Here is a 25439-nt window from a genome sequence, read left to right as displayed (position 1 = left end):
AAATAAATGAAGGTATTACTAGCTCCAGCTGAGACAAAAAATAGTGGAGGAGAAGAGACTCTCTTCTCAAAAGAGAATTTCTTTTTAGTAAAAAAATTCTCTTTGAGACAAGAGGCTTTTGAAGTTTATGAAAAGCATGTACAAAGTTTAAGTTTACAAGAGCTATCTTCTTGGTTTGGAATAAAAAAACTAGATGATGTAAAGAAGTATCAAGAGAGCTTGAGAAACAAACCTTCTATGAAAGCAATACAAAGATATAACGGTGTAGCTTTTGATGCTTTAGAGTACAATAGCTTGACAAAGGAAGAACAAAATTATATTGATGAGAATGTAATTTTATTTTCTAATTTATTTGGACCTATAAAAGCTAGTGATAAAATACCTGATTATAAATTTAAACAAGGTGCTAAGCTAGCAAATATGAATATTGAAAAGTTTTATAAAGATAATTTCTCAAAAGATTTAGATGAATACATTGGCGATGAAATTATTGATTTAAGAGCAGGTTTTTACGAAAAATTTTACACACCTAAAGATGCCACAGTTATAACAATAAAGTTTTTAAAAGATGGTAAAGTTGTATCTCATTGGGCAAAGCATTATAGGGGTATGGTTTTAAATACTCTTGCTAAAAAGAGTGTTCAGTCAATAACTGAGTTTATGAATACCGAAATCCCAGGCTTAGAATTAGTGGAGATACAAGAAAAAAAGAATATAAAATTACTAATTATGAATATAAAATAATTAGCAATTTTTACATTCTTATCTCTTTGTTTGGTTTTCCTATATGGTAACCTTGAACATAATCAATATCAATATCTTTTAAAAAGTCTAAAATCTCTTCATTTTCTACAAATTCAGCAATTGTTTTAACTTTTAATTCTTTTGCTAAAGCAACGATTGATTTCACAAAAGCCACATCTTTTTTATCTTTAGTTATATTTATAATAAAATCTCCATCAATCTTAATATAATCAATTGGAAACTTTTTAATATAATGAAAAGAAGAAAATCCTGAACCAAAATCATCTATTGCAAAACTAAAGCCTTGCAGTTTAAGGTTTTGAACAAATCTTTCTAATAAAGAGAAACTTTTAACAGTCTCTCTTTCTGTAATTTCAAATACTATATTATCTCTGTTTATATTATAATTGTGGGCAAGTACTACTATTTTGTTTATAAATTCACTTATAATCAAAGCTTTTGGAGAAAGATTTATAAATAAAAGACCTTGATAATTTGTTTCATTGATTTTTGCAAAAGCTTTTTCTATTACCATATAATCCATTTTATGAACTATTCCTAGAGATTCTGCTGTTTCTATAAATTTAGCAGCTGGTAAATACTCTCCATCTATTTCTATTCTCATTAAAAGTTCATTTATCTCACATTTGTTTGTTTTTAGATTTACTATTGGTTGAAAATGAGGAATAATATTTTCATTTTTAATAGCATTTAAAACAAGCATGGATTTATCTTCAGCTTCCTTATGAATCTCTTCTAAATCATATTCAGTTGGAAATTTAATTGAGTTTTTACCCATAGTTTTTGCTTCATACATCATTGCATCTGCTATGTTAAATAACTCAATTTGTAAAGTTGAGTGTTCAGGGTACATAGCCATACCAATAGAAACAGTCATACTACATTTAGTTCCATCAGGGCTTATTAGTTCTAAATCACTTACATTATTTAAAATTCTTTGCGCAACTGTAAAGGCCTCTTCTTTATTGCACTCTGGTAAGATTAGGGTAAATTCATCTCCTCCATATCTTGAAAGTATATCTTCATCCCTTTTTGAATCAGCAAGTATATTTCCAAGTGCTTTTAAGAATTCATCCCCAAAGGTATGGCCATGAGCATCATTTATTGGTTTAAAGTTATCACAATCTATAACTAATAGTCCAAAAGTGTAGTCATGTCTAGCGGCTCTTTTAATCTCATATTCCATTAAATCTCTAAATACTCTTTGTGTAAATAGTGATGTTAGTGGATCTCTAGTGGCATAAAATTCTAGGTTTTCAGTGTATTTGTTTATGGCTTTAATTGAACCTACAAGGTTTAATAAAGTTGTTAAGATAGAGTCTATAACAATTGAATGAATTGAGTCTTTTTCTAAATTTGATTGAATTCCAAGTCCAACAATTCCTCCAATTTTTGGAGCATCTAAAAGAATAGATTTTGCTTCATGTTCTATATCTTTTATATCTAAAGCTATAAGAGAATAATTTTCATTTGTAAAATTGTGATTAATACTACAATCAAGAATATCCAACTTGTGGTGAGATTTAATCATTTCAAATGATACTGATTCAATGTGTTTAATTACTTTATCATTTGGTTTTCCTAACCAAAAAATTTCAATCTCATAAAATTCATCATTTGCTTTAAATATAGTAATAAGGCAATGAACTGGCAATACAAGATTTATGTCATGTAATAAATCTTTTATATACTCTTTCCAGTCCCTAATCACATCAGAGGTTATTATCATTTTATCTAGTAATTTTACTTCAAACTCTAATATATCTTTATCAACTGCTATATTTCTTAGCTTATTGCTTAAATCAGTTAATCCATTCATTATGTGGTTAAACTCGGTGAAACTTTTTTTAGGAGGTGATAAGTCTAAAGTTTTAAAATCTTTTACACTATTTATACTTTCTATTTTGTCTTTAAACCCTTTAATCGAAATATCTATTTTTTTTAGTAGATTTCCAGAGATTAGAAATGCACAAAATATCATAAATGGTAAGATTATTAATGACAATAAAAAGTATTGGTATTTAGTTTCATTTATTAGATAATTAAAATCATATTCTATATCAACAGCACCTAAAATATCACCGACTTTCGAATTTGTATGGCAGGCTAAACACTCTTGTTTTGCCAATATTGGAGTTATATTTCTAATTTTATTATCTTTTGAGAGGTTAAATTCTTTTTTTGTATCAAAGACATATTGTAGATTTTTTGTGATTTCTCCTTGATTTATTTTACCAAAGAGATCTTCAACTTTTTTTGAACGGTAGACTTCAATACTATATGAAGACTCTTTAAATGAACTTTTAATATCTCCCATAAATTGAGTTATTTCTTCTCTTGTCCAGCCTTTTCTCATAACTTGATACATAGAGTTAAAGATTTGTTTTGATAATGATTGAGATACTCTTTCATTTTCTTGAATTGTTAAATTTGTATGAATTGTCGAAGAAAAAAAATAAAAGATAAGAAAAAGTAATAAGCTAATGGCTAGTATTGAAATCCGGAAATAATTCTTTAGTGTTTTAATCATAGTGATAAGTCTCTCTTAATGCAAGTAAATAAAGATAAAATAATATAATACTATTATAAATATAATTAAATTTTTCTTTCAGTTTTTATAGTACTAACAAAAAGTAATGAAATCGCTGCAAAAATACTAGAATATAAGAATAAATTCTCTCCATATAACCATCCTGCGACTAAAGCACCTATAAAACCACCAAGTCCATAAGCAACTCCATACATAAATTGCTGAGCAAGTTTTTTATTTTCATAGATTGAATACAAATATATAATTACTGAACTATGGTATAGTCCAAAAGAAAAGGCATGTATTGATTGTGTGAAAAAAGTCACATATAAGTTATCAGGATATAAATAGAGTAATAACCATCTAATTGTAGTCAAAAAAATAGAAAATTTTATTATAGTTAAAAGATTATTTTTTAATATTGGAGCTTGGAAATAAAACATTAATATTTCACAAATCACTCCAAAAGACCAAAGATAAGAAGTCATTTCTAATGATATTCCATGTTCTGTTTCATATATAGTAAAAAAGTTGTAAAAGCCACCAAAACTTATTTGCATAAAAAATAGACTTAACCAAAATGGCCAATATTCAAGAACAGAAAAGGGTTTTGAACTGATTGTATCTTTATGCTCAACATCATGTTTTAAAAGTAAAAGTGAAAAAAATACAATAAAAATATTTATAGTTAAATAATAGTGTAATGCAATTTGTGGTTCAGTCAAGAATTTTGCTAAAACTAAAGCAATTACCGTAAAACCAATTGAACCATATAATCTAGATCTTCCATATTTATCTTTACCCAAATCTTTTAAGGCAATAACTTCAATATAAGGTAATATAAGGCTTAGACAAACTCCTAAAAGAGCATTGTTTAACATAAAAGCATAAAAATTATGTAGTGTAAAATAAAATCCAATTGAACAAAGTATTGAAGTAAATAATGCTAATCTAAAAATATTTCTATCAAGTTTAATATGCTTTAAAAATAAAAATGGAGTAGCAAATCTCATCAATGGAGCTAGGGCAAATATTACTCCAATTTGTGAAGGAGTGTACCCTATGTCATGGAGTACTTTTGGCATAAATATAACATATACTGCAACGGCTGCAAAATAAAAGAAATAAAATGCAGATAAGTTAAAAAAAAGCATCTATTTTTTAAAAATTTTAATTACAAGTGTATTAGCAACTAGATCCTGAAAAGTTTTTTTATCTTTTCTAAAAAATGGTAAAAATGCAAGAACTATAGTAGTTGAGGCAAATAAAAAGCATAAATATCTTAAAATAGCTTTTGGGAAGGATATTTTTTCTTTTGTTTTTTCATCTACTAGTTTTAAACTGTAAGCTTTTAATCCTGGTGTTTGACCTTTTGCTATCCAAAAAACAATAATAATCAAACCATAAATAATAGATAGACTCCATCTTGCTTCTTCACTGCCTTGGAAGTCATCTTTCCCATTCATAAAAACATAAGTTGTAACATAAGCTAAGGGCATCATTATCATAAACATGTCTACAATAAAGGCCTTAATTCTAGCAGGAATAGATGTACAGATATTAGAGTTTAAATTAGTGTTTTTAGACTCTTCATTAAGTGGTTCTTTTTTACCAGCTTTTATATCTCTCCATCTACTCATTATGGATTAGTTTCCTCTACTTCCAGGTTTATATGCAACTGATCCTTCTTTACACATAGGACAATTTTCAGGAGCATACATTTCAAAGGTAAAATCATCTAAAGCAAAAAGTGGTTTATCAAGTGGTAATTTACAATTATCTTTTGGTTCTATTTCACTTCCAACTCTTGAACAAAAACCTCTATTAGCTAATGCTGCATAAGCAAGTATCTCACCACCATCTTTTTCGATTTGTTTAGCAGCTTCCAAAGCACTACCACCCGTAGTAATAATATCTTCACAGATAATATATTTTTCACCACGAGTTACTTCAAAACCTCTTCTTATAGTCATCTCACCATCAACTCTCTCTGCAAAGATAAATCTTACATCAAGGGCAGTTGCTAGTGCAAATCCTGCAATTAATCCACCAAGAGCAGGTGAACAAACAGCATCAACTTTTAGTCCAGATTCTTTTATCTGCTTTGCTAATTCTTCAGCTAATAATTTTGCAGTTTTAGGATCTTCTAGCACTTTTGCTGATTGTAAATAGTATTTAGAGTGATTACCTGAACTTAATTTAAAATGACCTTCTAATAGAGCATTTGCATCTTTGTATATTTGTTCTACTACCATAATTATACTTTTAAGATTTCAGCTTCTTTTGCCTTGAAAGTATCATCAGCTTTTGTTACATAAGAATCTGTAATTTTTTGTATTTCATCTTGAGCTTTTTTGTTTTCATCATCAGTTATTTCTTTATCTTTATGAAGAACTTTTACTCTATCATTTGCATGTTTTCTGATATTTCTAATAGCAACTTTTGCATCATCAGTCATACCTTTTGCTTGTTTTGCACTCTCTTTTCTTTGGTCAACAGTCATAGGAGGGAAAAATAGTTTAATTACTTCACCATCATTATTTGGATTAACACCAATATTAGCATTTTGAATTGCTTTTTCAATATCACCTACAAGATGTTTTTCCCAAGGGTTTATTACAATTGTTGTAGCATCAGGTGCAAGTACTGAACCAACTTGAGTTAATTCTGTAGGTGTTCCATAATAATCAATTTTTATCCCATCTAAAATTGTAGTACTTACTTTACCTGTTCTTAGTGTTTTGTAGTCTCTTTTTAATGCTTCTATTGCACTATCCATTTTCTCTTTTGTTTCTGAATAAATCTCATTTAACATTCTCTCTCCTTTGATTTATTATTAAATTTTGCATATTATACCATTTATTAATTGGCATACTTAACTGAAATAAATTTTTGATAATATATTTTCTTTGAAATTTAAAAGAAAACATATTTTCTTTTTTTATTAAATGGAGAAGTAGCTCTTTGAAAATATTTCATTTGAACTACTTCTTGAAAATCAACTATTTTTCAGTAGTTGGTACTGTAGCTGCAGCTTTTTGTGTTGGTACAGCTGGTGCTACAGGAGCAGTAGGTGCTTGAGTTTTTTCAGGAGTTTTTGGAATTAAACTTTCTGTTTGTACATTGTCTACTGCACTTTTTTGTCTATTTTCATTATAAAAATAACCTAAAAATAGAGTATTTAAAACAAAAATTAATCCTAAAATCATAGTTGCTTTTGTTAAAAAGTTTCCAGGACCTTTTGCTCCAAATAAAGATTCGTTGCTTCCGCTGTAAGCTCCTAATCCCATACTTGAACTTTTTTGAAGTAAGATGCAAATTGTTAATAGTACTGCTAAAATAAATTGAACTACTAAAAGTGTTGATGTCATAATTTTATTCCTTTGAAAAAATGGTAGGTATTTTATCCAAAATTTATTAAAAAAAAGTTAAGATTCGATTATGTCCGTAAAAAACGAATTTTCAAAATACGCAAATCAATATAACTCATACAATATTGTACAACAAATTGCAGCAAAATCTATCATTAGAGATATAAATTGTCAACCTAAAAGAATATTAGAGTTAGGTTGTGGCTCTGGGCAAGTTATTAAAAATGTTTCTTGGGAGTATGATTTTTATAAGGCTATGGATTTTTCACAAAACATGTGTGATATTCATCCTAAAGCTAATAATATACAAGTGGAATGTTTTGATTTTGATACTGATGCTTTTTTTGAAAATATAAAAAATGACAGATATGATGTTGTTATATCTTCTTCTGCCCTACAGTGGTCAAAGGATTTAAGCAAGATAGTTAAAGCTATTAGTGCTATTTCTCCTAAGATTTATGCTGCTTTATTTACATCAAATACTTTTAAGACAATACAAACAATAACAAATAAAAAATCACCAATATTAGATGACCAATCAATAAAAAAAGCTTTTACTCAATATTGTGATTGTGAATTTGAAACTATAACTTATAATTTAGAATTTGATAATAAGAAAAGATTATTTGATTATATTAAGAAATCAGGTGTAAGTGGTGGAAATACTCTTGAATTTAAAGATGCTAAAAAATTATATAAAGAGTATAGTTTAAATTATTTAGAGTTTGAAGTTATCTTTGTCAAAGGCATTAGTTTGAAATAGCTGAAAATAATATTATAATTAAAAAAAGAATGAGTGGTAAGCCAATCAAAATAAATCCTGTTATATGAAATCGATTGATACCATTAGGTAAAGAATCTTTAACTTCTTTTCTATATTGTGGATTCCGTAACCTAATAAGATTAAGAACGAATATAATTACTATTATAAATAATATGATGTTTCTATCAATATTTAATTGGATAAGGATAATGGGCATTATAATAAATAAATATAATATTAAATGAACGATATTCATTTTTGCAGTACTCTAATCTCTTTTTCTAAATCATAAAGTTCATATCGTATATATTTAAATACTTCACTACTATTATTTTCTTCTAGTTTACAAACTTCTTCTAGCACTCTAGAACTCTCTTGCGCTCTTTTAAAGTTAGCTATTAGAATAGAGTTTAAGTCATCTCTACTTTTTTCTGATGCAGTGCTTTGTTTTAAGACATCATTTTTTATATCTCTTGAGTCTAAAAGTTCATCATAAATAGATATTCTTGATTTGTGTCTTAATTCTTTTAGTTTTGAAGCGATATCTTTATTATTGTAAACGTATCTAAAGATATCTTCTACAACTCTAATCCCTTCTCTTAGGCGATTCAAATTTGCATCAATAAGTCTAAGTTCTGTAGTATTCATATTATAAGAAGTAAATCATAACTCGAGGAGTTATGATTTAGTCGTCACTACTATTAAAAATACCAAGTATTTGTAATAATGAAATAAATAGATTAAAGAAATCTAAGTATAAAGAAATAGCAGCTTCAATTGGAGTTGAAAACCCACCTTTTATAATTTGTTGTGTATCATAAAGAATAAACGCAGAAAATAAAACAGCTCCCACCATCGCTATTCCAAGTTGTAATAATGGCGCTTGAATAAAAATATTAGAAATAGATCCTACTACTAATATAATAAGAGCAATAAACAACATTTTCCCCATACCAGAAAAATCTCTTTTAGTTGTAAGGGCAAACATTGAAATTCCACCAAAAGCTACTGAAGTCATTAAAAATGCTTGTGCTACTATTGAAGCACCTGCTGGCATTGCAAATACTGAAGCTAATAAAGGAGTAATTGTTAAACCACTTACAAAAGTAAATCCAAATAAAACTGCTAAGTTAATACCAGGTTTATTTTTAACTGCAAATAGTCCAAATAATAAAGCAAATTCTAAAATAACTAATCCCCAATACCAACTAGCAATAGTTGAAACCATACCTAACCCGATATAAGCTCCTGCAGTTGCAGCAAGTAATGAACCTGCAAATAATTGATATGTAGCTTTTAAAAAGCTCATTAATTCAACTTTAGATGATTCTTGTGTATATTGTTGCGTTGTATCTTTATGAGATAAATAATCTCTGTTGTACATTATGTCTTCCTTTTTGTATTTTATATATACAGTTGATATTTTAATATGTAAAGCTTAATAATATCTTTAAATATGATAATTAAATGTACTTTATAAACATAGTTGATTAACATGACTATATTATCTTATATATGTATATAAAAACTAAGAAAAAGTAGAAATTTAAAAAATTTCAAAATTTAAGCTAAATTTAATTCCCAGCACTTGACAAAGGCAAAAAAACCTATTATAATTCCCGTCCAATTTGAGTGACAAACGTCGCAAAGGGTTGATGTTCTTTAACAAACTACGGTTTTAAGAAGTAAGTAACTTTTATAAACCGAATATGATATAAAACAAGAGAATTTATACAATTCTCGTCTATTAAAAAAACAATGAGTAATGTCAGTAAACAATTGCAATTAATCTTTTTAGGAAGATTAGATAAAAGAGTTAGACACTAGTCATGATTAAACTAAACATTTATGGAGAGTTTGATCCTGGCTCAGAGTGAACGCTGGCGGCGTGCTTAACACATGCAAGTCGAACGAGAACGGGTTAAAGCTTGCTTTAACTGTCAGCTAAGTGGCGCACGGGTGAGTAATATATAGGTAACATGCCCTAGAGAGGGGGATAACAGATGGAAACGTCTGCTAACACCCCATATGCCTTTAAGACCTAAGTCTGCAAGGGAAACATTTATGGCTCTAGGATTGGCCTGTACGGTATCAGCTAGTTGGTGAGGTAATGGCTCACCAAGGCAATGACACCTAACTGGTTTGAGAGGATGATCAGTCACACTGGAACTGAGACACGGTCCAGACTCCTACGGGAGGCAGCAGTGGGGAATATTGCACAATGGACGAAAGTCTGATGCAGCAACGCCGCGTGGAGGATGACACATTTCGGTGCGTAAACTCCTTTTATATAGGAAGATAATGACGGTACTATATGAATAAGCACCGGCTAACTCCGTGCCAGCAGCCGCGGTAATACGGAGGGTGCAAGCGTTACTCGGAATTACTGGGCGTAAAGAGCGTGTAGGCGGGTAAATAAGTTGGAAGTGAAATCCTATGGCTCAACCATAGAACTGCTTCCAAAACTGTTAACCTAGAATGTGGGAGAGGTAGATGGAATTTCTGGTGTAGGGGTAAAATCCGTAGATATCAGAAGGAATACCGATTGCGAAGGCGATCTACTGGAACACAATTGACGCTGAGACGCGAAAGCGTGGGGAGCAAACAGGATTAGATACCCTGGTAGTCCACGCCCTAAACGATGTACACTAGTTGTTGTGAGGCTAGACCTTGCAGTAATGCAGTTAACACATTAAGTGTACCGCCTGGGGAGTACGGTCGCAAGATTAAAACTCAAAGGAATAGACGGGGACCCGCACAAGCGGTGGAGCATGTGGTTTAATTCGACGATACGCGAAGAACCTTACCTGGTCTTGACATAGAAAGAACTTTTTAGAGATAAATTGGTGCCTGCTTGCAGGAGCTTTCATACAGGTGCTGCACGGCTGTCGTCAGCTCGTGTCGTGAGATGTTGGGTTAAGTCCCGCAACGAGCGCAACCCTCGTCGTTAGTTGCTAACAGTTCGGCTGAGAACTCTAACGAGACTGCCTACGCAAGTAGGAGGAAGGTGAGGACGACGTCAAGTCATCATGGCCCTTACGACCAGGGCTACACACGTGCTACAATGGGGTATACAAAGAGCAGCAATACGGTGACGTGGAGCGAATCTCAAAAATGCCTCCCAGTTCGGATTGTAGTCTGCAACTCGACTACATGAAGTTGGAATCGCTAGTAATCGTAGATCAGCTATGCTACGGTGAATACGTTCCCGGGTCTTGTACTCACCGCCCGTCACACCATGGGAGTTGAATTCATTCGAAGCGGGGATGCTAAAATAGCTACCTTCCACAGTGGATTTAGCGACTGGGGTGAAGTCGTAACAAGGTAACCGTAGGAGAACCTGCGGTTGGATCACCTCCTTTCAGAGTAATGAGATTAGATTCGTTTCTAATCTCAAGAAATAAAATAAAATGGGTAAATATCCAATATCATATTCGGTTTGTAAAGGTTATTGAAAATAATAGGTGAAGAATGGGCCTATAGCTCAGCTGGCTAGAGCGCTCGACTGATAATCGTGAGGTCCCAGGTTCAAGTCCTGGTAGGCCCACCATGAGAAGAAGATAATCTTTGTTGGGGAATTAGCTCAGCTGGGAGAGCGCCTGCCTTGCACGCAGGAGGTCAGCGGTTCGATCCCGCTATTCTCCACCAACATTAGCACCTAAACCAAAGTAGAATAGAAATTAGTAAATTTTAATATTAGTACTTAAGAGAAGTATTAATATTAGGATTTATCCTAAATGTTATTTAAAAATTTAATGTTAAAGTCTTTAAAATTTTTTCGAATTAGAATAAAGAGATTTATTTTAATACAAAATAGAAAACAATTTAAACACACAATTACTGTTTTATTAAATATTGTATTTAATAAGATAGTAGCCAAGGAATAATTATCAAAAAGGTAACTATAGAAATATAGTTATACAAATTATAAGCTATTAAGGGCTAATGGTGGATGCCTAGACTGTAAGAGGCGATGAAGGACGTATTAGGCTGCGATAAGCCTCGGGGAGCTGCCAAAGAGCTTTGATCCGAGGATTTCCGAATGGGACAACCCAGCATATAGAGATATATGTTACCCTGCGGGGAGCTAACCTGGTGAAGTGAAACATCTCAGTAGCCAGAGGAAGAGAAATCAAATGAGATTCCGTAAGTAGCGGCGAGCGAACGCGGATTAGGACAAACCCAATGCTTGCATTGGGGGTTGTAGGACCATAATGTGAGACTTAAAAGAGTAGTAGAAATATCTGGAAAGGTATAGCATAGAAGGTGAAACTCCTGTATACGAAACTCTTGAGAGCTCTATTGGTATCCTGAGTAGGACGGAACACGTGATATTTTGTCTGAATCTGGGGGGACCACCCTCCAATCCTAAATACTACTTACAGATCGATAGTGAACAAGTACCGTGAGGGAAAGGTGAAAAGTACTCCAGCGAGGAGAGTGAAATAGAACCTGAAACCATTAGCTTACAATCATTCGGAGCCCTATGTTGCTTGCAACAGGGTGACGGACTGCCTTTTGCATAATGAGCCTGCGAGTTGTGGTGTCTGGCAAGGTTAAGTCAAGTACGGAGCCGTAGCGAAAGCGAGTCTTAATAGGGCGACATAGTCAGATGCTGCAGACCCGAAACGAAGTGATCTATCCATGAGCAGGTTGAAGCTGGTGTAAGAGCCAGTGGAGGACCGAACCCGCTGACGTTGAAAAGTCTTGGGATGACTTGTGGATAGGGGTGAAAGGCCAATCAAACTTCGTGATAGCTGGTTCTCTCCGAAATATATTTAGGTATAGCCTTATGTCGTAACATATAGGGGTAGAGCACTGAATGGGCTAGGGCTGCTTACCGCGGTACCAAACCCTATCAAACTTCGAATACTATATGCGTAATCATAGGAGTCAGGCGGTGGGTGATAAAATCCATCGTCGAGAGGGGAACAACCCAGACTAACAGCTAAGGTCCCAAAGTTACATCTAAGTGGAAAACGATGTGAAGTTACTGTGACAACCAGGAGGTTGGCTTAGAAGCAGCCACCCTTTAAAGAAAGCGTAACAGCTCACTGGTCTAGTGATTTTGCGCGGAAAATATAACGGGGCTAAGATGTACACCGAAGCTTTAGACTTGTACTTGTACAAGTGGTAGGAGAGCGTTCTATTCAGCGTTGAAGGTATACCGACGAGGAGTGCTGGAGCGGATAGAAGTGAGCATGCAGGCATGAGTAGCGATAATTGAGGTGAGAATCCTCAACGCCGAAAACCCAAGGTTTCCTACGCGATGCTCGTCATCGTAGGGTTAGTCGGGACCTAAGTCGAGTCCGAAAGGGGTAGACGATGGCAAATTGATTAATATTTCAATACCAACAAATAAGCGCGATGTGGGGACGCATAGAGTTAATCGAGGTCACTGATGGAATAGTGGCTCGAAGGATGTAGGTTGTATCTTAGGCAAATCCGGGATACATTCGACCGAGATCTTACAGGCTGTTGCGATTTTTCGGAATCAATTCAGAATCGATGATACTGTCGTGCCAAGAAAAGCCACTAAGTATATTATTTGTTGCCCGTACCGTAAACCGACACAGGTGGGTGGGATGAGTATTCTAAGGCGCGTGGAAGAACCCTGGTTAAGGAACTCTGCAAACTAGCACCGTATCTTCGGTATAAGGTGTGCCTACTTCTGTATAGAGATTTACTCTCAAAAGCGGAAGAGGTTGCAACAAAGAGTCCCTCCCGACTGTTTACCAAAAACACAGCACTTTGCTAACTCGCAAGAGGATGTATAAGGTGTGACGCCTGCCCGGTGCTCGAAGGTTAACTGATGATGTCAGCGTAAGCGAAGCATTTGATTGAAGCCCGAGTAAACGGCGGCCGTAACTATAACGGTCCTAAGGTAGCGAAATTCCTTGTCGGTTAAATACCGACCTGCATGAATGGCGTAACGAGATGGGAGCTGTCTCAACCAGGGATCCAGTGAAATTGTAGTGGAGGTGAAAATTCCTCCTACCCGCGGAAAGACGGAAAGACCCCGTGCACCTTTACTACAGCTTGACACTGTAGCTTGGATATTCATGTGCAGGATAGGTGGGAGGCTATGAACTATGGACGCAAGTACATAGGGAGCCACCCTTGAGATACCACCCTTGAATATTTGAGTTACTAACTGGGACGAGTTATCCTCGTTCAGGACAATGTCTGGTGGGTAGTTTGACTGGGGCGGTCGCCTCCTAAAAAGTAACGGAGGCTTGCAAAGGTTGGCTCAAAGCGGATGGAAATCGCTTGTTGAGTATAATGGCATAAGCCAGCCTGACTGTAAGAGATACAACTCGAGCAGAGACGAAAGTCGGTCATAGTGATCCGGTGGTTCTGTGTGGAAGGGCCATCGCTCAAAGGATAAAAGGTACGCCGGGGATAACAGGCTGATCTCCCCCAAGAGCTCACATCGACGGGGAGGTTTGGCACCTCGATGTCGGCTCATCGCATCCTGGGGCTGGAGCAGGTCCCAAGGGTATGGCTGTTCGCCATTTAAAGCGGTACGCGAGCTGGGTTCAGAACGTCGTGAGACAGTTCGGTCCCTATCTTCCGTGGGCGTAGGAAAGTTGAAGAGATTTGTCCCTAGTACGAGAGGACCGGGATGAACGTACCACTGGTGTACCAATTGTTCTGCCAAGAGCATCGTTGGGTAGCTACGTACGGATGTGATAAGAGCTGAAAGCATCTAAGCTCGAAGCCAACTCTAAGATGAACTTTCCCTGAAGATCCCAGCAAGACTAGCTGGTTGATAGGCTAGATGTGTAAGTGAAGTAATTCATTTAGCTGACTAGTACTAATAGATCGTTTGGCTTATTTTATATATTTCTTGGTTTACTATCTTATTAAGTACATACTTAATAAAAGTTGTGTAAAAGACTTTAACATTAATATACACTCAAGACAATTGAGTTGAGTATTAAGAGCATTCTTTGCTTTTAATACTCAACTTTGTTGGTGATTATTGAGAAGTGGAAATACCCGGCTCCATTCCGAACCCGGAAGTCAAGCACTTCATCGCTGATAATACTGCAGGGTCCCCTTGTGGAAACGTAAGTCGTCGCCAACTCTTGAGTAATTTTTAAGCTTAGTTCTATTTAGACATCGTCTTTTTAGCACTGAGCTTTTTTTTTGCACCTTTTTTACTGAATATTATAATATTATTCGTGCTAAAATTTATTTTCTACTTTTAGGTGCCAATATTATTCACTATTACCTGTAGCACGATTTATTACCTTCGGTCAGGTATAATTATTCACTATAATTAGCTCGCATAGCTCCAACGGTAGAGCAATTGCATGGTAAGCAAGAGGTTGTAGGTTCGATTCCCACTGTGAGCACCATTTATCTTTTATAAAAACAAATCAATTTAATATATAATATTTCATAAAATAAAACTTTTTCATTAAATATTATAATTAAGACATAAAAAAAGGGAAAAGAATTAACTTTTCCCTTTTTTTTAAGATGGATATTTTAAATATTTTTCTGGTTTTTGTCAGTGTTTTTATTTCTATCTTCAAGAGGTTTAGAATTTATTGAATCATCATGTACTAAGTTTGAATATTCTTCGTAATTTCTTTCTCCTTTTTTATCTCTTTTATATATTGAATAAGCACAAAAGTAAAATACTATTACTGCAATAAACATTAATATTATTTTTGTATAACCTTGTAAGTCAACTATTTCTTGATAACTCATAATAACCTCTTATTTTAAAGAATTCAAATACGCAATAAGCGCTACAATCTCAGGAATCTGACCGTTTGCTACGGCATCTTTTACAGCTTGATTTTTCATATCAGCAGCAATAGCTTTCGCTTCTTTTAAAGCCTCTGCTTTCGCTTCTTCAAAAGTCCCTAATGGAACATCAACTTTCCCATCTCCATCTAAATCTACATCATAAGGAGTATTAAACACACCTTTTACTGTTACAGCTTCTCCATATGCAGTCTCTACATCTGCCATATTTGTAAACTGATGTGCATATGATGGCATTATTGAACCTGGTACTACTGATGCTGGATCCATCATATGATTCTCATGCCAATCTGTTGTTCTATAATTCCCAACTCTCATTAAATCTGGTCCAGTTCTTTTTGATCCCCATAAAAATGGTCTATCATATACATACTCACCTGACAGTGAATACATACCATATCTATCTGTCTCTGATTTAAATGGTCTAATTAATTGTGAGTGACAAGCATTACATGAATCTTTAATATAAACATTTCTACCTGTTAACTCTAAAATTGAATATGGTTTTGTACCAACTGTTGGTCTACTTTGTTTTGCAAAGTCTGGTATAACTTCTATTATACCTGCAAATGCTATAAATATAAATACTAATACCGCAAAGAAAAACGGTCTTTGTTCGAACCAATGAAACATAATAATTCCTCCTTCTTATGCAGCTACTGGCGTTGCGTTGATTGGTTCTTTATCAAGAACTCTTCCTGCAGTTGCCGTTTTATACATATTATATGCAAACATAAAGAAACCAATTAAGTACAATAATCCACCAACAGCTCTAATTGTATAGTATGGTTTTAATACATTTACTGTATCTATGAAAGAGTAAACTAATGAACCATATTCATCATATGCTCTCCACATCATACCTTGTGTAATACCAGCTATCCACATAGATGTAAAGTACAATACGATACCTGTAGTTTGTAACCAAAATTGTGTATCCATTAACGATTTAGAATAAATCTCTCTACCGTACATTCTTGGAGCCATATGATATAAAGCTGCCATAATCATAAATGTAACCCAACCCAATGTACCATCATGTACATGTCCTGGAACCCAGTCTGTAAAGTGAGCAATCGCATTAACTGATTTAATTGCTTGGATTGGACCTTCAATTGTTGATAACATATAAAAAGTCGATGCTAAAATCATAAATTTAATTAATGTATTAGATTGTAATTGTTGCCATTCACCCTTCATTGTTAAAAGCATATTAATAGCTGATCCCCATGATGGTAAAATTAAAACAATAGACATTACAGAACCCATAGTTTGGAGCCAATCTGGAACAGTTGCATAAATAAGGTGGTGTCCACCAGCCCATAAATAAACAAACATTAATCCCCAGAAAGCTAATATAGACAACTTATATGAATAAACATTTTGTCCTGACTCTTTTGGTAAAAAGTAGTAAATTAAAGCAATAATTGGAACAGTAAATACAAATGCAACTGCATTATGCCCATACCACCATTGCACTAATGCATCATTTGTACCTGAATACATAGATACTGAGTGCATCCATGAACCATAACCAGAATATAAAGCAGTAGGTATTTCCATGTTATTAAATAAATATAACATGGCAATACCCATAAAAGTAGCTATAAAATACCAGATTGAAACATATAGTGTTCTCTCCCTTCTAATACCAATTAATCCAAAAATACTAACACCCCATAATACCCACCAAAGTACTATAATTATATCTATAGGCCACTCTAATTCAGCATACTCTTTTGAAGTTGTGTATCCAGCTACTAGTGTAACAACTGCTAAAAGAATTGTGATGAAGTAAAGAACAAAATGTAATTTACCAATAAACATTAAAAATGGTGATTCCCTCAAAGAAACTTTTAAAATTCTTTGAGCCATATAATACCATCCAGCAAAAATACCGCTTAAGGTAAAGCCAAATATAACAGTATTTGTGTGTAAAGGTCTTAATCTACTAAAAGTACCATATTCTCCAGCTAAATTACTTAAATGGGGGAAAGCCATTTGAAAGGCTAAGGTAACACCAACTATCATACCTAAAATACCAAATAAAATTGCGGTAAAGGTAAAGGCTTTTGCAACTGAGTAATCGTACTCAACTCGTGCATTCTTTTGCATCAAGTTACTCCTTTTATTAATATACAAGTTCTAATTTGTGAAATCTTATTATTTGAATAGTAAATCAAAATTTGGAATTCACCAAGTATTTAATTTCTTATACATATATTTAGTGTCAATTTGGTGGCATAATGATTTTTTTTTGATAATTTAACTATATTGAGATATTTTGGACATAAAAAAAGGGTCTCTAAAATAGAGACCCTTTTAGGTAATAGTGAACTATTACAGTCTAGATTCGTATCTTCTAAGCATATACAATCTTTTAAGCATTTTTTTCTTAGCATTAATTTTTTGTTTCTTTCTCTTTTCAGTCATAGGTTCAAAAAATCTTCTTGCTCTTGTTTCAGTAACGATTAGGTTTCTGTCACATTGCTTTTTAAATCTTCTATAAGCTTCGTCGAATGATTCGCTATCTTTAACTTTAATACCTGGCACTATAATCACCCTCTTTCTTTTAAAATTTAGGGTTGCATTATATTTAAATAATACTTAATTTCAATTTAACCATATTTTGATATAATCACTTAATTAAAGAATATGAGGAAGAACCTTGGATTTAACACATTTAGATGAAAATAATAGACCTAAAATGGTAGATGTATCTGATAAAAAAGATAGTACAAGAGTAGCAATTGCTTCTGGACAAATATCTATGTCCCAAGAAGCTTATAATGCAATTATAAGTAATAATACTAAAAAAGGTCCAGTTCTTCAAACAGCTGTTATTGCTTCAATTATGGGTGTAAAAAAGACAAGTGAATTAATTCCTATGTGTCATCCCTTATTATTAAGTGGAATAAATTGTGATGTAGAAGAATTGCCTAGCTTACCTGGTTTCAAATTAATTGTAACTGCTAAACTAAATGGACAAACTGGTGTAGAAATGGAAGCTCTAACGGGTACAAGTATAGGTTTACTTACCATATATGATATGGTAAAGGCTATTGATAAATCAATGGTTATTTCAAATATTCAATTAGAGAGTAAATCTGGTGGGAAAAGTGGGGATTTTAAGCGATGATTGATTTAAATGAACATAAATTAGAACTTGATTATCCATGCAATTGGATATACAAAGTTGTTGTTGTTGAAACTGTTAATATAAAAAAAGTTGTAAAAGAAGTTATAACAGAAAGAGAACATAAATTAACTGAGTCAAAAGTTAGCTCAAAGGGAAAATTTAAAAGTTACACTTTAGATTTACTTGTTCATAATGAAGATGATAGAAAGATGATTTATGAATTATTAGGCAATCACAGTGATGTAAAAATGGTTTTATAAAGAAGAAAAAATGAATAGAAGAGAGTTCTTAGACAAAGCAAAAAATTTAGCAATTTGTTCAACAATATATCCAATAATTGGTAGTGCAGATTCTACTGACATTTTTGAAGAGAAAAGCTTTTCTCCCAAAGATATGATACCTATAACTAATAGTATTAATAATATATCAAAAGATGTTTTTCTAGAAGAAAAATACCATGTACCTTTTAGAAATGTTCAAAAAAAGATTAATTATATTCAACACTATGTTGGATATGGAAATTTTAATATAATATCTTTTGATGAAGCTATAAATATTTTGAGATATTCTAAAGATTATACAATTTTTACAAAAGAAGAGTTAGCTTTTATTGAACATATTTTTTATTATGAACCAACATATCATGGTTTTTATGGCGATAGAACAACTAATGACTTAACTGCATCAATTAATAAAAAAGAGATAGAAAAAATCCCATATACAGGTCATTATATCTTCAAAGGAAAACCTAAAGAAGCATATTTAAAAATGAAAAATGATATTGGACCAACTATTTATTTAACTTCAGGAGTACGATCAGTTGTTAAACAAATGAAACTATTTTTGGATAAATTAGATTCTGTGGACCTTAATTTATCTATGGCTTCACGATCAATTGCCCCACCTGCCTTTACATATCACTCAGTTGGAGATTTTGATGTTGGAAAAAAAGGTCTAGGAGCAGCAAACTTTACAGAAAAGTTTTCATATACAAGTGAATTTTCACAAATGAAAACATTAAAATATATTGATATGAGATATACAATTGGAAATAAGGATGGGGTAAGGTATGAACCTTGGCATGTTAAAGTTATTTAGAGTTTTATTAGTTTTTTTATTTTTGCAGAATTTATATGCGCATAGTAGCGATTTAAATTTTAAATTTATTAAAAAAGGTGTACAAGATGATAATACACTTTTAATAGTAGGTGGTATTCAAGGTGATGAGCCTGGTGGTTTTATGGCTGCATCTTTAATCGCAACACATTATGAGATAACAAAAGGTTCTGTTTGGATTGTTCCTAATTTAAATTTTACATCTATTATTGAAAGATCACGAGGTCCTTTTGGAGATATGAATAGAAAATTTGCATATATTTCTAAAGAAGACCCTGATTATGTTGATGTGGAAAGAATAAAAGAGTTAATAAAAAAGCCTGAAGTAAAACTAATAGTAAATTTACATGATGGAAGTGGATATTTTAGAAAAAAATTTATAGATAATTATCATTCTCCTTATAGATGGGGTCAAAGTTCAATTATTGATCAATCTAAGGTAAATGTTCCAGTATATGGAAATCTTGCTGAAATCAGTAAAGAAGTTTGTGAAAAAGTAAATGGACATTTGATTAGAAAAGAAGACATTTATCATACTCACAATACAAAAACAAAACTTGGTGATAAGGAAATGGAGAAAACATTAACTTATTATGCGATAAACAATGGTAAAGCAGCTTTTGGGAATGAAGCAAGTAAAGAATTACCTGTTCATGAACGAACTTATTATCATCTTTTGGCTCTTGAAAAGTATATGGATATTATGGGAATAGAGTTTAAAAGAAAATTTGATTTACAACCACTTGCCCTAAGAGATGTAATAGATAATGATATTTATATCTCATTTTACGATGATAAAATAAAAATACCTTTATCAGATGTAAGAAATTATATAAGTTATTTCCCGACAAAAAAAGATGGAAAGATAGATTTTAAACCAAGTAGTCCCGTAATGACTGTAATAAAAAATGGCAATTCTACTTATTCAATACATTATGGAAATAGAAGATTATCTATTTTAGAACCAGACTATTTGGATGTAAGTGAAAAAAAAGAAGATATAAAATTTAAAATTGATGGTAAAGAAAAACAAGTAAAAATTGGTTCTTTAGTTGATGTTTCAAATAGTTTTTTAGTTTATCCAAATGATTATAGGGTAAATGTTATTGGATATGTTAACAAAGCTCATAAAAATGAATCTGGCCTTGAAATTGAAAAAGATGAAATTTTACAAAGATTTTCATTAGATGTAAAAGGTCAAATATATAGAGTAGAATTCTATAATAAAGATGATAATAAGTTCGCAGGAATGGTATTGGTGAAGTTCCCAAAAAAGCTTTATGAAGAGGTAGTTTTAAATGAGGCTGGCGTAAAACCAGCTTCATTATAAAATATTATAGATCAACTAGCTCTTTTTTTATTTTCTCTTGATTTATTTTTTTGATGGCAGATTTGTAAAGTTCTTCAACTCTATCTATCTTCTCATCAATTAATTCACAAATTTGTTCAAAATCTTGTCCTTCTTCGGAAGCTACAAAAACTTTATACTCTTTTTTTGTAAATTTTCTTTTTAAAATTTCTTTTAACTCTGTTTCATCTTTTAATTCTCCAACAAGTTTCTCTATATTGCAGATTAGAGCCTTCTTAAAATTCATTTACTTTATTCCTTTATCCAATCATTTAAATTTGTTATGTCATCGTATGAAGTCATATCTAACATTATAGGAGAAATAGAGATAAAATTTGCTTTTATGGCTTCAAAATCACAATTTAATTTTTCACTCTCTTCCCAAATCAAAGGATGAAGCCCTATCCAATAAAACTCTTCACCTCTTGGACTAAGGTGCCTGTGGGTGTCATTCCCATATATTCTATATCCAGCTTTTGTTATTTTAAAGCCTTGACAATCATCCTCATGTATTGGAGGAATATTAATATTTAAAAATTTTCTATCTTCTAAAGGAAATTCCTTCTTAAATATTTTTTTAACAATTGTAGCGATTGCTTTTTTTGCTAAGTTAAAATCTTCTTTTGGATCAATACCACCTGGCAAGTCATTAAATACTTGTGATATTGCAATTGCTGGAATCCCTTGCAAAGTAGCTTCCATTGCAGCAGCTGCAGTTCCACTATATGTAATATCTTCTCCCATGTTAGAGCCAATGTTTATTCCACTTATTACTAAATCAGGTTTATAGCCTTCTTTAAATAAGTTATTTAGAGAAATAAATACACAATCTGTTGGTGTTCCATCATCAATTTTGTAATAATCATCATCCACATTAATCATTCTAAGTGGTCTATCAAGAGTAAGTGAGTGACCACAAGCTGATTTATTTTTTGCAGGGGCAACTACAGTTAGTTTGGCTAAAGGACTTAGTGCTTTTATTAATGCTTTTAATCCTACTGCATCAAATCCATCATCATTTGTTAAAAGTATTTGTTTCATTATGCTATAAAAACTCCATCTAGTGATTTTATTAAACCTTCTATGTTTGAAGTTACTTTAAATCCAGTATCAAGTTCAATATCGGCTAGTTTTGATTTTACCAATAGTTTTAATTCTCGTTTACCTTGATTATGTGCAATAATTTCAAAAAGGTCATACATGATTTTATCATCATCTGTAAAGTTAACTGCTACTGTTATTGGGGGCTCTTCTATTGCTTTTTGTTTTCTTTTAATTTTTTCTTTTCTTGCTTCTTTTAAGGTCTCTATTTTTCTTAAACTGATTCTAGTAAATTGATCATCTTTTGAAATTCGTACTTTAAAAGCAATAGGTTCAGTTAAGTCAAAATCTTCTCTTAACTCTTTTAATCTATCTTCAAATAGCATTAATTCTATATTTCCATGTAAATCCATAAGGTTTAAAATGGCAAATTTATTACCTTTTTTAGAGATTCTTTCATTAATTGTTTCAACTTTTCCTATAAAAAGGGCTTCACTTCCATCTCCTAAATCTTCTATTTCAGAAGAGAGGGTATAGTTTATTCCATCTAATTGTTCCCTATATTCATCAAGTGGATGCCCTGATACATAAAATCCTAAAGATTGTTTTTCTAATTCTAAAAGATCTTTTAATTCATACTCTTCAAATTTTTCTAATTGAACTTCAACTTTTGTAAGTTCTTTAGAATCTCCAAAAAGTGACCCTGTTGCCATTTTCTTAGCAGCCATTGCTTTTCCAACAGTTTCATTTATGGTCTCAATTTGTTCTAAAATTGATCGTCTAGAATATCCAAACGTATCAAATCCACCAGCTTTTGCTAAAGATTCAAATACTCTTTTATTTACTTTACTTCCATCAACTCTTGAGATGAAATCTGCAAAATCCTCAAAGTTTCCATTTTCATTCCGCTCTTTTAAAATAGATTTAATAGCAACATCTCCAGCACCTTTAATGGCACCCATTCCAAACATTACTACTTCTTGTCCATCAATCTTTTTAGGAGCAAATACTAGGTCTGATTTATTGATATCTGGTGGGAAAAGGTCTAGTTTTAATCTTTTTACTTCATCCACATATTTTACAACTTTATCTGTATTATCTTTTTCTAGTGTTAAAAGTGCAGCCATAAATTCTGATGGATAATATTTTTTCAAATAAGAAGTATAAAATGTCACAAGTGCATAAGCCGCTGAGTGAGATTTATTAAATCCATATCCGGCAAATTTTACAATCAGGTCGAACAGTTCTTCACAATGTTCTTTAACAAAGCCTTTTTTTACTCCACCAATAGCAAACTCACCCTTTAGTCTATCCATCTCTTCTTTAATCTTTTTACCCATTGCCCGTCTAACTAAATCGGCACCACCAAGGCTAAATCCACCAATTGATTGTACGATTTGCATAACTTGCTCTTGATAAACAATAACCCCATAGGTTGTTTCAAGTATTGGTCTTAATGGCGCATCAAACTCATCATAGAAATAGTTAATCTCTTCACGACCATGTTTCCTATCAATAAAGTCATCAAGCATACCTGACTCCATTGGTCCTGGTCTATAAAGTGCAAGAACGGCGATAATATCCTCAAAGTTTGATGGTTTTAATCTTTTACATAAATCTTGCATACCATCTGACTCTATTTGAAATAATCCAATTGTATTTCCTGTTTGAATTAAGTCGTAAACACCTTTGTCATTTACATCCACGGTTAAGAAATTTACTCTTTTACCATGTCTTTGCTCTATTAGTTTATTTGCCTCTTCAATAACAGTTAGGGTCTTTAGACCCAAGAAGTCGAATTTAATCAAATCCACATCTTCTACATATTTACCATTATATTGGGTAGCTAGAGTTTCCATTCCTGAGGGTTTGAAAAGAGGTGTTTTATTCCAAAGTGGTTCATTTGAAATAACAACTCCCGCTGCGTGAGTTCCAGCATTTCTATTTAGTCCTTCAAGAGCTAGTGCAAAATCCCAAACTCTTTTTGCTTGAGGATTTGAATCACAAAGTTCTTTTATCTTTGGTTCTTTTTCATATGAAGATGTTAAGTTGATTCCAAGTTCATCTGGAATAAGTTTTGCCATTGCATCAGCTTGAGAATAGGGCATATCAAGAACCCTAGCAACATCTCTAATAACCCCTTTTGCAAGTAGTTTACCAAAGGTAATGATTTGTGCAACATTGGCTCTTCCATATTTTTCAATTACATAATCAAGAATCTCTTGTCGTCTAGCTTGGCAGAAATCCATATCGATATCTGGCATCGATACCCTTTCTGGATTTAAAAATCTCTCAAAAAGTAAACCATAAGGTAAAGGGTCAATATCCGTAATAGCAAGGGAAAAAGCCACTAAACTTCCAGCAGCAGAACCTCTTCCTGGACCAACTGGTATTCTCATTTGTTTTGCAGCAATTACGAAGTCCCAAACGATAAGCATGTATCCTGGAAACTTCATACTATTGATAATGTCTATTTCTACTTGTAATCTATCTTTATACTCTTGATGTCGCTCTTGTGGGACTATTTCAAGTCTTTTTTCTAGACCTTTCCAACACTCATGTACAAATAATATTTTATCATTTTCTAATGAGTATTCTAATTCTGGTTCGGGTAAAGTTAAGCCTTGTTCAAGTGATTTTTCCCTTGTAAATTTGAAGTTAGGAGGAGTTGGGTCTCCTAGTTTTATCTCTAAGTTACATTTTTCAACTATCTCTTGGGTTGCAGCTATTGTTTCTGGAATATCTGCATATAGTTTTGAAATTTGCTCTGATGATTTTAAATAAAACTCATGAACACTATGTCTTAGTCTATTTGGATCATCATAAAGTTTATTCATAGCAATACACATAAAAGCTTCATGTGCTTGGGCATCTTTTTGTTTTAAGTAATGAGTATCATTTGTGGCAACAACTTTTATACCTGTTTCTTTTGATATTCTTAAAATTTGGTCATCAATAAAATGTTGGTCAGAAATACCATGTCTCATAATTTCTAAGTAAAAATCATCACCAAATATCTCTTTATACTCTAAAGCAATTTTTTTTGCTTCTTCATAACCTTTTGCACCATTTTTTACATTTCTCTCACTTTGAGTATTTAGGTGCCAGTTTACTTCACCTTGTAAACAAGCTGCACTACACACAAGTCCTTCACTATTTTCTCTTAATATTTTTTTATTAATTCTAGGGTAATAATAGAACCCATGCATATAAGCTTGACTAGTCAAAAACATCAAGTTTTTGTAGCCTTTTTCATTTTTTGCATATAAGCATAGGTGAAATCTTTTTCTATGTGATTTATCATCTAATTCTTCAGAATTGTGAATATAAGCTTCCATACCAATAATTGGTTTAATGCCTTCAGCTCTCATTGCTTTATAAAAATCAATAGCTCCAAACATATTACCATGGTCTGTCATGGCAACACTTTTCATTCCTAAAGCTTTGATTTTTTTTGCTAAATCTTTTATTTTATTAGCGCCATCTAAGAGCGAATATTCTGTGTGTAGGTGTAAGTGCGTGAATTCTGGTATTTGTGACATAATGATTCTTTTCTTGGATATTTATTAGGGGATTATAACTTA

At 32.5% G+C, this 25439-nt stretch carries 21 protein-coding genes, 3 tRNA genes and 3 rRNA genes; 12 read left to right on the top strand and 15 right to left on the bottom strand.

Annotated elements, in window-relative coordinates; all coding sequences use genetic code 11:
- Positions 1-6: 6 nt before the first annotated feature.
- A complete protein-coding gene (locus ACNI3D_RS16550) occupies positions 7-744 on the top strand; it encodes a YaaA family protein (RefSeq protein ID WP_419767764.1) in 738 nt (245 codons plus the stop codon).
- 10 nt (positions 745-754) lie between these two features.
- Here ACNI3D_RS16550 and ACNI3D_RS16545 read toward each other — a convergent pair whose 3' ends face one another.
- The 6 genes from ACNI3D_RS16545 to secG all read right to left on the bottom strand — a co-directional run bounded on the left by ACNI3D_RS16545 (position 755) and on the right by secG (position 6666).
- Positions 755-3295: a putative bifunctional diguanylate cyclase/phosphodiesterase gene (locus ACNI3D_RS16545; RefSeq protein ID WP_419767763.1), complete on the bottom strand. Its 2541-nt coding sequence runs from the start codon at positions 3293-3295 to the stop codon at positions 755-757.
- Between the two features lie 65 nt (positions 3296-3360).
- Positions 3361-4449 carry an MFS transporter gene (locus tag ACNI3D_RS16540; protein ID WP_129101536.1) on the bottom strand — a complete coding sequence of 363 codons (1089 nt, stop codon included), beginning with the start codon at positions 4447-4449 and terminating at the stop codon, positions 3361-3363.
- On the bottom strand, positions 4450-4935 hold the full coding sequence (locus ACNI3D_RS16535) for an RDD family protein (protein WP_419767762.1): 486 nt from the start codon (positions 4933-4935) through the stop codon (positions 4450-4452).
- Positions 4936-4941: 6 nt separating this feature from the next.
- Complete coding sequence (gene pyrE, locus ACNI3D_RS16530; RefSeq protein ID WP_129101538.1) at positions 4942-5550, bottom strand: orotate phosphoribosyltransferase; 609 nt, start codon at positions 5548-5550, stop codon at positions 4942-4944.
- Between the two features lie 2 nt (positions 5551-5552).
- Positions 5553-6110 (bottom strand): ribosome recycling factor, encoded by a 558-nt coding sequence (gene frr / locus ACNI3D_RS16525; protein WP_419767761.1) that lies wholly within the window; start codon positions 6108-6110, stop codon positions 5553-5555.
- 187 nt (positions 6111-6297) lie between these two features.
- On the bottom strand, positions 6298-6666 hold the full coding sequence (secG, locus tag ACNI3D_RS16520; protein ID WP_419767760.1) for a preprotein translocase subunit SecG: 369 nt from the start codon (positions 6664-6666) through the stop codon (positions 6298-6300).
- A 70-nt stretch (positions 6667-6736) separates the two neighbouring features.
- On the opposite strand from secG, the gene ACNI3D_RS16515 reads away from it, so the two are divergent.
- Positions 6737-7429, top strand: a complete 693-nt coding sequence (locus tag ACNI3D_RS16515; RefSeq protein ID WP_419767759.1) for a methyltransferase domain-containing protein — start codon at positions 6737-6739, stop codon at positions 7427-7429.
- Between the two features lie 252 nt (positions 7430-7681).
- Here ACNI3D_RS16515 and ACNI3D_RS16510 read toward each other — a convergent pair whose 3' ends face one another.
- Entirely contained in the window at positions 7682-8077 is a 396-nt protein-coding gene (locus ACNI3D_RS16510) for a thiamine-phosphate pyrophosphorylase (protein WP_419767758.1), read from the bottom strand.
- A 37-nt stretch (positions 8078-8114) separates the two neighbouring features.
- Complete coding sequence (locus ACNI3D_RS16505; RefSeq protein WP_129101543.1) at positions 8115-8813, bottom strand: Bax inhibitor-1/YccA family protein; 699 nt, start codon at positions 8811-8813, stop codon at positions 8115-8117.
- Positions 8814-9274: 461 nt separating this feature from the next.
- On the opposite strand from ACNI3D_RS16505, the gene ACNI3D_RS16500 reads away from it, so the two are divergent.
- From ACNI3D_RS16500 to ACNI3D_RS16475, 6 genes are all read left to right on the top strand, one after another.
- Positions 9275-10791: ribosomal RNA gene (locus tag ACNI3D_RS16500) — 16S ribosomal RNA — on the top strand.
- 111 nt (positions 10792-10902) lie between these two features.
- Positions 10903-10979 (top strand) — tRNA-Ile (locus ACNI3D_RS16495).
- Between the two features lie 22 nt (positions 10980-11001).
- Positions 11002-11077, top strand: a tRNA-Ala gene (locus tag ACNI3D_RS16490).
- Positions 11078-11354: 277 nt separating this feature from the next.
- Positions 11355-14271, top strand: a 23S ribosomal RNA gene (locus ACNI3D_RS16485).
- Between the two features lie 132 nt (positions 14272-14403).
- Positions 14404-14519: ribosomal RNA gene (gene rrf / locus ACNI3D_RS16480) — 5S ribosomal RNA — on the top strand.
- The 16S, 23S and 5S rRNA genes sit together here with 3 tRNA genes alongside, the layout of an rRNA operon.
- A gap of 198 nt (positions 14520-14717) precedes the next feature.
- Positions 14718-14793 (top strand) — tRNA-Thr (locus ACNI3D_RS16475).
- A gap of 133 nt (positions 14794-14926) precedes the next feature.
- On the opposite strand, the gene ACNI3D_RS16470 is transcribed toward ACNI3D_RS16475, so the two are convergent.
- The 4 genes from ACNI3D_RS16470 to rpsU form a co-directional block, all read right to left on the bottom strand.
- Positions 14927-15151 carry a CcoQ/FixQ family Cbb3-type cytochrome c oxidase assembly chaperone gene (locus ACNI3D_RS16470; RefSeq protein ID WP_129102124.1) on the bottom strand — a complete coding sequence of 75 codons (225 nt, stop codon included), beginning with the start codon at positions 15149-15151 and terminating at the stop codon, positions 14927-14929.
- Between the two features lie 9 nt (positions 15152-15160).
- Positions 15161-15844 (bottom strand): cytochrome-c oxidase, cbb3-type subunit II, encoded by a 684-nt coding sequence (gene ccoO / locus ACNI3D_RS16465; protein WP_129102122.1) that lies wholly within the window; start codon positions 15842-15844, stop codon positions 15161-15163.
- Between the two features lie 15 nt (positions 15845-15859).
- Positions 15860-17326, bottom strand: coding sequence for a cytochrome-c oxidase, cbb3-type subunit I (gene ccoN, locus ACNI3D_RS16460; protein WP_419767757.1), 1467 nt, complete (start codon positions 17324-17326; stop codon positions 15860-15862).
- A 225-nt stretch (positions 17327-17551) separates the two neighbouring features.
- Positions 17552-17764, bottom strand: coding sequence for a 30S ribosomal protein S21 (gene rpsU, locus ACNI3D_RS16455; RefSeq protein ID WP_013136837.1), 213 nt, complete (start codon positions 17762-17764; stop codon positions 17552-17554).
- A 115-nt stretch (positions 17765-17879) separates the two neighbouring features.
- Between rpsU and moaC the strand changes: the two genes are divergently transcribed.
- Genes moaC through ACNI3D_RS16435 form a run of 4 tightly spaced genes read left to right on the top strand, consistent with a single transcriptional unit; the run spans position 17880 to position 20796 of the window.
- Positions 17880-18350: a cyclic pyranopterin monophosphate synthase MoaC gene (gene moaC, locus ACNI3D_RS16450; RefSeq protein WP_129100748.1), complete on the top strand. Its 471-nt coding sequence runs from the start codon at positions 17880-17882 to the stop codon at positions 18348-18350.
- Positions 18347-18610, top strand: a complete 264-nt coding sequence (locus ACNI3D_RS16445) for an HP0495 family protein (RefSeq protein WP_129100749.1) — start codon at positions 18347-18349, stop codon at positions 18608-18610. The genes moaC and ACNI3D_RS16445 overlap by 4 nt, the downstream gene beginning before the upstream one ends.
- Before the next feature lie 10 nt (positions 18611-18620).
- Positions 18621-19448, top strand: coding sequence for a M15 family metallopeptidase (locus ACNI3D_RS16440; RefSeq protein ID WP_129100750.1), 828 nt, complete (start codon positions 18621-18623; stop codon positions 19446-19448).
- Positions 19432-20796, top strand: a complete 1365-nt coding sequence (locus ACNI3D_RS16435) for a M99 family carboxypeptidase catalytic domain-containing protein (protein ID WP_419767756.1) — start codon at positions 19432-19434, stop codon at positions 20794-20796. The genes ACNI3D_RS16440 and ACNI3D_RS16435 overlap by 17 nt, the downstream gene beginning before the upstream one ends.
- 4 nt (positions 20797-20800) lie before the next feature.
- Here the strand turns inward: ACNI3D_RS16435 and ACNI3D_RS16430 are convergent, their stop codons facing one another.
- Genes ACNI3D_RS16430 through dnaE form a run of 3 tightly spaced genes read right to left on the bottom strand, consistent with a single transcriptional unit; the run spans position 20801 to position 25397 of the window.
- Positions 20801-21061: a hypothetical protein gene (locus tag ACNI3D_RS16430; RefSeq protein ID WP_013136833.1), complete on the bottom strand. Its 261-nt coding sequence runs from the start codon at positions 21059-21061 to the stop codon at positions 20801-20803.
- 5 nt (positions 21062-21066) lie between these two features.
- Complete coding sequence (gene surE / locus ACNI3D_RS16425; protein ID WP_129100752.1) at positions 21067-21855, bottom strand: 5'/3'-nucleotidase SurE; 789 nt, start codon at positions 21853-21855, stop codon at positions 21067-21069.
- Entirely contained in the window at positions 21855-25397 is a 3543-nt protein-coding gene (gene dnaE / locus ACNI3D_RS16420; protein WP_419767755.1) for a DNA polymerase III subunit alpha, read from the bottom strand. The genes surE and dnaE overlap by 1 nt, the downstream gene beginning before the upstream one ends.
- Positions 25398-25439: the final 42 nt, after the last annotated feature.

Origin of the sequence: Arcobacter siniprincipis (SeqCode) (genome assembly GCF_048571125.1) — a bacterium.
Taxonomy (GTDB): domain Bacteria; phylum Campylobacterota; class Campylobacteria; order Campylobacterales; family Arcobacteraceae; genus Arcobacter; species Arcobacter siniprincipis.
The sequence above is the reverse complement of the archived record's forward strand: the minus strand, read 5'-3'. Positions and strand labels throughout refer to the sequence as shown.

Excerpts from the sequence above, each read along its gene's own strand:
- secG (WP_419767760.1), bottom strand. The coding sequence starts at position 6,666 with ATGACATCAACACTTTTAGTAGTTCAATTTATTTTAGCAGTACTATTA.
- ACNI3D_RS16470 (WP_129102124.1), bottom strand. The coding sequence starts at position 15,151 with ATGAGTTATCAAGAAATAGTTGACTTACAAGGTTATACAAAAATAATA.
- ACNI3D_RS16510 (WP_419767758.1), bottom strand. The coding sequence starts at position 8,077 with ATGAATACTACAGAACTTAGACTTATTGATGCAAATTTGAATCGCCTA.
- frr (WP_419767761.1), bottom strand. The coding sequence starts at position 6,110 with ATGTTAAATGAGATTTATTCAGAAACAAAAGAGAAAATGGATAGTGCA.
- ACNI3D_RS16515 (WP_419767759.1), top strand. The coding sequence starts at position 6,737 with ATGTCCGTAAAAAACGAATTTTCAAAATACGCAAATCAATATAACTCA.
- ACNI3D_RS16545 (WP_419767763.1), bottom strand. The coding sequence starts at position 3,295 with ATGATTAAAACACTAAAGAATTATTTCCGGATTTCAATACTAGCCATT.
- ACNI3D_RS16535 (WP_419767762.1), bottom strand. The coding sequence starts at position 4,935 with ATGAGTAGATGGAGAGATATAAAAGCTGGTAAAAAAGAACCACTTAAT.
- ccoN (WP_419767757.1), bottom strand. The coding sequence starts at position 17,326 with ATGCAAAAGAATGCACGAGTTGAGTACGATTACTCAGTTGCAAAAGCC.
- dnaE (WP_419767755.1), bottom strand. The coding sequence starts at position 25,397 with ATGTCACAAATACCAGAATTCACGCACTTACACCTACACACAGAATAT.
- ACNI3D_RS16445 (WP_129100749.1), top strand. The coding sequence starts at position 18,347 with ATGATTGATTTAAATGAACATAAATTAGAACTTGATTATCCATGCAAT.
- ACNI3D_RS16550 (WP_419767764.1), top strand. The coding sequence starts at position 7 with ATGAAGGTATTACTAGCTCCAGCTGAGACAAAAAATAGTGGAGGAGAA.
- ACNI3D_RS16540 (WP_129101536.1), bottom strand. The coding sequence starts at position 4,449 with ATGCTTTTTTTTAACTTATCTGCATTTTATTTCTTTTATTTTGCAGCC.
- ACNI3D_RS16440 (WP_129100750.1), top strand. The coding sequence starts at position 18,621 with ATGAATAGAAGAGAGTTCTTAGACAAAGCAAAAAATTTAGCAATTTGT.
- ACNI3D_RS16435 (WP_419767756.1), top strand. The coding sequence starts at position 19,432 with ATGTTAAAGTTATTTAGAGTTTTATTAGTTTTTTTATTTTTGCAGAAT.
- surE (WP_129100752.1), bottom strand. The coding sequence starts at position 21,855 with ATGAAACAAATACTTTTAACAAATGATGATGGATTTGATGCAGTAGGA.
- ACNI3D_RS16505 (WP_129101543.1), bottom strand. The coding sequence starts at position 8,813 with ATGTACAACAGAGATTATTTATCTCATAAAGATACAACGCAACAATAT.
- pyrE (WP_129101538.1), bottom strand. The coding sequence starts at position 5,550 with ATGGTAGTAGAACAAATATACAAAGATGCAAATGCTCTATTAGAAGGT.
- ccoO (WP_129102122.1), bottom strand. The coding sequence starts at position 15,844 with ATGTTTCATTGGTTCGAACAAAGACCGTTTTTCTTTGCGGTATTAGTA.
- ACNI3D_RS16430 (WP_013136833.1), bottom strand. The coding sequence starts at position 21,061 with ATGAATTTTAAGAAGGCTCTAATCTGCAATATAGAGAAACTTGTTGGA.